Consider the following 4431-nt stretch of genomic DNA (forward strand, 5'->3'; position numbering starts at 1 on the left):
TGCTGCGCGCCTACGGCTTTGACCTGCCGCCCCACATGCTGGCAGCCAGTGCGGACGAGGCGGCCAGCATGTTCACCCGGCTCGGCGCGTGCAAGGTTGTCATGAAGATAGTATCTCCCGACATTCTGCACAAAACCGACGCTGGCGGGGTCATTCTGCATGTGGACTCCGAGGACGCGGCCCGCAAGGCGTATGAACAGCTTGTGGCCAATGCGCTCAAGTATAACGGCTGCGCCGATATTTTCGGCGTCATGCTCACGCCCATGCTACCGGCGGGCGTGGAATGCATTATCGGCAGCAGCTACGACAGCACTTTCGGCCCCACGGTCATGTTCGGACTTGGCGGCATCTTCGTGGAAGTGCTCAAGGACGTGTCTTTCCGCGTAGCGCCGGTGAACGCCCCCGAAGCGGAAAGAATGATCAGAGAAATAAAAGGATTCCCGCTTCTTACCGGTGTTCGCGGTAAGGCCGGCACGGATATTCCCGCCCTGGTGGAAGCTGTGAGCAAGCTTTCGCACATGGTCGCGGAACTGCAGGACGTGGCGGAGGTGGACCTGAACCCTGTTTTTGCCACGGAAAACGGTATTGCTGTGGTTGACGCCAGAATAGTGCTGCACCCCCAGAACTCCAAAGAGCGGACAGGCAAAAAACTGTAAAGATCACAGCCTTAAAAAAGGAAAAAATAGTATGGAATTCGTGAATGACAAAAAGGGGCCTGTGCCCTGCGGGCCCTATTCCCACGCGGTCAGAAGCGGCAACATGCTGTATGTGTCCGGTCAAGTGCCTTTTGACCCCATTTCCGGGACCCTTGTGGGGGCCAACATTGAGGAACAGACGGCGCAGACCATGAAAAACCTGGCTTCACTTCTGGATACGGTGGACCTTGGCCTGAAGAACGTGGTCAAAACTACGGTCTATCTTGCCAACTGGGACGACTTTGCCGGCTTCAACAGCTCCTATGCAAAGTGCATGGGCGACCACAAGCCGGCTCGTGCCACAGTGGAAGTGAGCCGCATCGCCGGAGGAGCCCTGCTGGAGCTGGACGCCATCGTCGAATTTTCATGATTTTTGGGGCGGCGGCCTTCTTTCGGAGGCTGATGCGACTCTCTGGCCCGGAATTATTGTCCGCCGCCCCAATACTATCAAGTTTATTACAAATATTGAAATGCTATTTTTATACAGGGGCAGAAAATAATTGATGATTAATTTGTATTAGTAACACTGTTGCGTATCGGGGGGGGGTGCAATGAGCTGCACATCACTGGTAGAGATGTTCGATAATGCTCCGTTAAACAGTTTCCATAAACGTCTGGCCATATATTCTTCAGGTGGACCTCTTCTTGACGGCTATGTGCTGAGCATCATTGGCATAGCCCTGGTGCAGGCTACTCCCTATCTGGAATTGTCCTTATTCTGGGAGGGCATGATAGGTGCATCCGCCCTTATCGGTATTTTTCTTGGCGGATTTGTGGGCGGGTGGTTTACCGACAAGTTCGGCAGACAAGTGTTGTATACGCTGGATCTTGTGGCCATCGGTGTTTTTTCTCTGGCCCAGTTTTGGGTAGAAAGCGCTGAAAGCCTTTTCATCTGCCGTCTTTGTCTGGGCATTGCCGTGGGGGCGGACTATCCTATTGCCACGGCGTTGCTTGCGGAGTTTGCTCCTAAAAAATATCGTGGTCCCCTGACAGGCATGCTGAACGTTATGTGGTTTGTCGGGGCAGCCGCAGGTTATATTGTTGGAGGCATTCTGCTGCATATGGGGCCTGACGGTTGGCGCTGGATGCTTGCCAGCGCGGCCCTGCCCACAGCAATCTTTATTTTCCTGCGGCGCAACACGCCGGAGTCGCCGCGCTGGCTGCGGCGCAAAGGACGCTATCTGGAAGCAAAGGCTGTTCTTAAGCAGGTGTACGGCCAGGACGTCAGCATGCAAGAGCTTGAGTCCATCACTACGGAGCCCAAGCCGATAGGCATAGCCTCGTTGTTTCGATCTGGTTACGGAACTCGCATGATATTCGTTTCCGTTTTCTGGACCTGTACCATCGTTCCCCTGTTCGCTGTTTACTCCTTCAGCCCCAAGATATTGACGGCTCTGGGTCTCACCGGCGACCTCAGCAACATGGGGTCTGTGGTCATTACCGTTCTTTTTATGTTGGGTACTGCCTTTGCCCTGTGCCTTGTCAATAAAATAGGGCGGCGCGCGCTCTTGCTGCAAAGTTTTTTCTGGACCGGCATGGCCCTTCTTTTGCTCGGCACGTTCGCGAATGCCTCGCAGTATGTCATCCTTTTGCTTTTCGCAGCTTATGCCCTGGCTACCGGCGGATCACAGATTTTACAGTTCATATATCCCAACGAGCTTTTTCCCACTGAAATCCGCGCCTCCGCAGTGGGTCTGGCCTCATCGCTCAGCAGAATCGGGGCCGCCGTAGGCACCTACCTTGTGCCGCTGGCTCTTGTGCGTATCGGCATAGGGGCAACCATGCTGGTTGCCGCCGCCATAACACTTGTAGGCTTTGTGGTCAGTTTTAAAATGGCACCCGAAACCATGCACTGCAGCCTTGAGGACGCGGCAAGGCTCAACTGACGATAGTGCTTATTCTGCCCCGCAGCCTGTATGGATTCCGTTGCCAGTCTGGTGCGTTTGGTCTAGTAGTGATTTCATAAGTCGGCCATTGGCCGATTTATGAGGAACGCTCCGCCAAAAAACGTGGTTCTCGGCCCGCTAGCGCCGCAGTTGGCAGCGTGCCGGACTCGCGCCCGGCGCCAGAAGTCGCTTCATGATGAACTACGGAATGGCTTCCGGCAGTACGACATACGCCAAGGCGGTCATATCTAATCCTGACAGGAATATTCTACAGTGACGCAATCGAAAAAATATTACGAAATCGGCTCGGTCTCCAAAGCCTGCCTGCTTATTGAAATGCTCTCCACGCAAAAGTCCTGGGAACTCGCCGAACTGAGCCGTGCCGTGGGATTGCCCAAAACCACAGTGCACCGCATGCTCCTGACTCTTGAGGACAACGGTTATGTTTTTCAGGAAAAACAGAGAGGCGAATACTGCCTTTCGTTCAAGCTGTTTTCCATAGGTAGCAGAGTGCTGCGGCATTCCAGCCTGGTGGACATGGCAAGGCCCTATTGCAGGGAACTTTTGGAAGCTGTGGACGAAACCGTGAATCTTTGTGTGGTTTCGGGCACAGAAATGCTTGTGGTGGACAAGCAGGTCACCTCACAGATGCTGCGCCAGGACTCCATCATCGGGAGTTCATTCCCTCTGTTCCAGTCGGCCTCGGGGAAAATCTTTCTGGCCTTCGCCGAAGAGGCGGAGGCGGAAAAGGTGCTCAGGCTCATCAATGAGCAGTCGCCCGCCCTGCATATCGAGCAGACCATGGAGGCCCTGCGCGCCGAATTGGAAAAGGTATGCCGGACGGGGCTGGCCTATGACTACGAAGAGGTTTTCAAGGGCGTGCGGTGTATCGCGGCGCCCATTTTCGACTATCAGAACAAGCTGGCTGCTACGCTCAGTGTTTCCGCGCCCACTGTGCGACTTAATGCGTCTTCCATTGTGAACATTGAAAAAAATATCATCCAGGCTTCAGTAAAAATTTCTCTGCGCCTTGGAGCCTCCCCGGCCAGACTGCCTTTTGGGGAGAAGATAGTATGAATGCAAGGCTTTCTCAGCCCCCATTGGCCTGATAGTCTATGGAAGCATGGGGAGCGCTCTGGCCGGTGCTATGACTCGTTCGGCGGAGTTGCGCGGTGCATTTCACTGCATGTATATGCAAAAAGCGCGATGAAGGTGCCGTGAATGATTTCACATCTCTTGCCGGATGCGGGCCGGGCTTTTTTTTCATATTATGGACAGCTTGTGTGAGGCTGGCGTGAGCGTGGGGCTCACCAGAAAAACGTCGCAAACCATCGCTGCCACTCTGATGGATGGATGCGCGAATATGGCTATACAGACAGGCAGACATCCTGTGATCCTTCGGGAACAGGGACCATCTCCCTGGGCATGACGATTGCGGGTTTGAATCATCTTGATCGCACAGGGGTGCGTGGGCAAATCATCAATGCTGTTCGCGCAGCACTGGAGCAGGGAAGAGCTATGGACGCTGAAATGTCTGTTGAAAAAGAACAGTATATACTTATTGTTCCATAATTATCCATTTAAAATATACAGATAAGAATATTTACTTATATTTTGCATATACATAGTGGTGTGCTTCAGAAATATACTATAAACATAGACCGCCCAGTGTTCGGTTACAAAATTCATGCTCTCATACGTTTGCAGATGAAAAATCAAACGCTAGATGCTGTAGTCACGAGACTGAAGCCCACAAAAAGATACACCTGATCTGAACGGCAGCCAGAAATGAGGCCGCATTTTTTGCGTACCGAGTCGCTATGCCGCGCCATTGCTTCAAATAGAGAAAA

6 protein-coding genes and 1 pseudogene are annotated in these 4431 nt (G+C 53.0%); 6 read left to right on the forward strand and 1 reads right to left on the reverse strand.

The genetic code is table 11. The annotated features are described in order from the left end of the window. The 6 genes from V6C07_RS12110 to V6C07_RS12130 all read left to right on the forward strand — a co-directional run. A partial coding sequence (locus V6C07_RS12110) for an acetate--CoA ligase family protein (protein ID WP_333536734.1) occupies positions 1-656 on the forward strand: 656 nt, incomplete at its 5' end. A 31-nt stretch (positions 657-687) separates the two neighbouring features. Beyond that, on the forward strand, positions 688-1065 hold the full coding sequence (locus V6C07_RS12115; RefSeq protein WP_333536736.1) for a RidA family protein: 378 nt from the start codon (positions 688-690) through the stop codon (positions 1063-1065). A gap of 181 nt (positions 1066-1246) precedes the next feature. Continuing rightward, positions 1247-2581, forward strand: a complete 1335-nt coding sequence (locus V6C07_RS12120; protein ID WP_333536737.1) for an MFS transporter — start codon at positions 1247-1249, stop codon at positions 2579-2581. A gap of 273 nt (positions 2582-2854) precedes the next feature. After that, positions 2855-3658 (forward strand): IclR family transcriptional regulator, encoded by an 804-nt coding sequence (locus V6C07_RS12125; RefSeq protein ID WP_333536738.1) that lies wholly within the window; start codon positions 2855-2857, stop codon positions 3656-3658. Positions 3659-3851: 193 nt separating this feature from the next. Continuing rightward, positions 3852-4010 carry a pyrroline-5-carboxylate reductase dimerization domain-containing protein gene (locus V6C07_RS13440; protein ID WP_442886161.1) on the forward strand — a complete coding sequence of 53 codons (159 nt, stop codon included), beginning with the start codon at positions 3852-3854 and terminating at the stop codon, positions 4008-4010. Then, positions 3935-4153 carry a pyrroline-5-carboxylate reductase dimerization domain-containing protein gene (locus V6C07_RS12130; RefSeq protein ID WP_333536739.1) on the forward strand — a complete coding sequence of 73 codons (219 nt, stop codon included), beginning with the start codon at positions 3935-3937 and terminating at the stop codon, positions 4151-4153. Before V6C07_RS13440 ends, V6C07_RS12130 begins: the two co-directional genes overlap by 76 nt. A gap of 163 nt (positions 4154-4316) precedes the next feature. Here V6C07_RS12130 and V6C07_RS12135 read toward each other — a convergent pair. Then, a pseudogene (locus V6C07_RS12135) lies at positions 4317-4431 on the reverse strand (IS5/IS1182 family transposase); the annotation flags it as partial.

Origin of the sequence: Desulfovibrio sp. 1214_IL3152 (assembly GCF_036763055.1) — a bacterium.
GTDB lineage: Bacteria > Desulfobacterota > Desulfovibrionia > Desulfovibrionales > Desulfovibrionaceae > Desulfovibrio.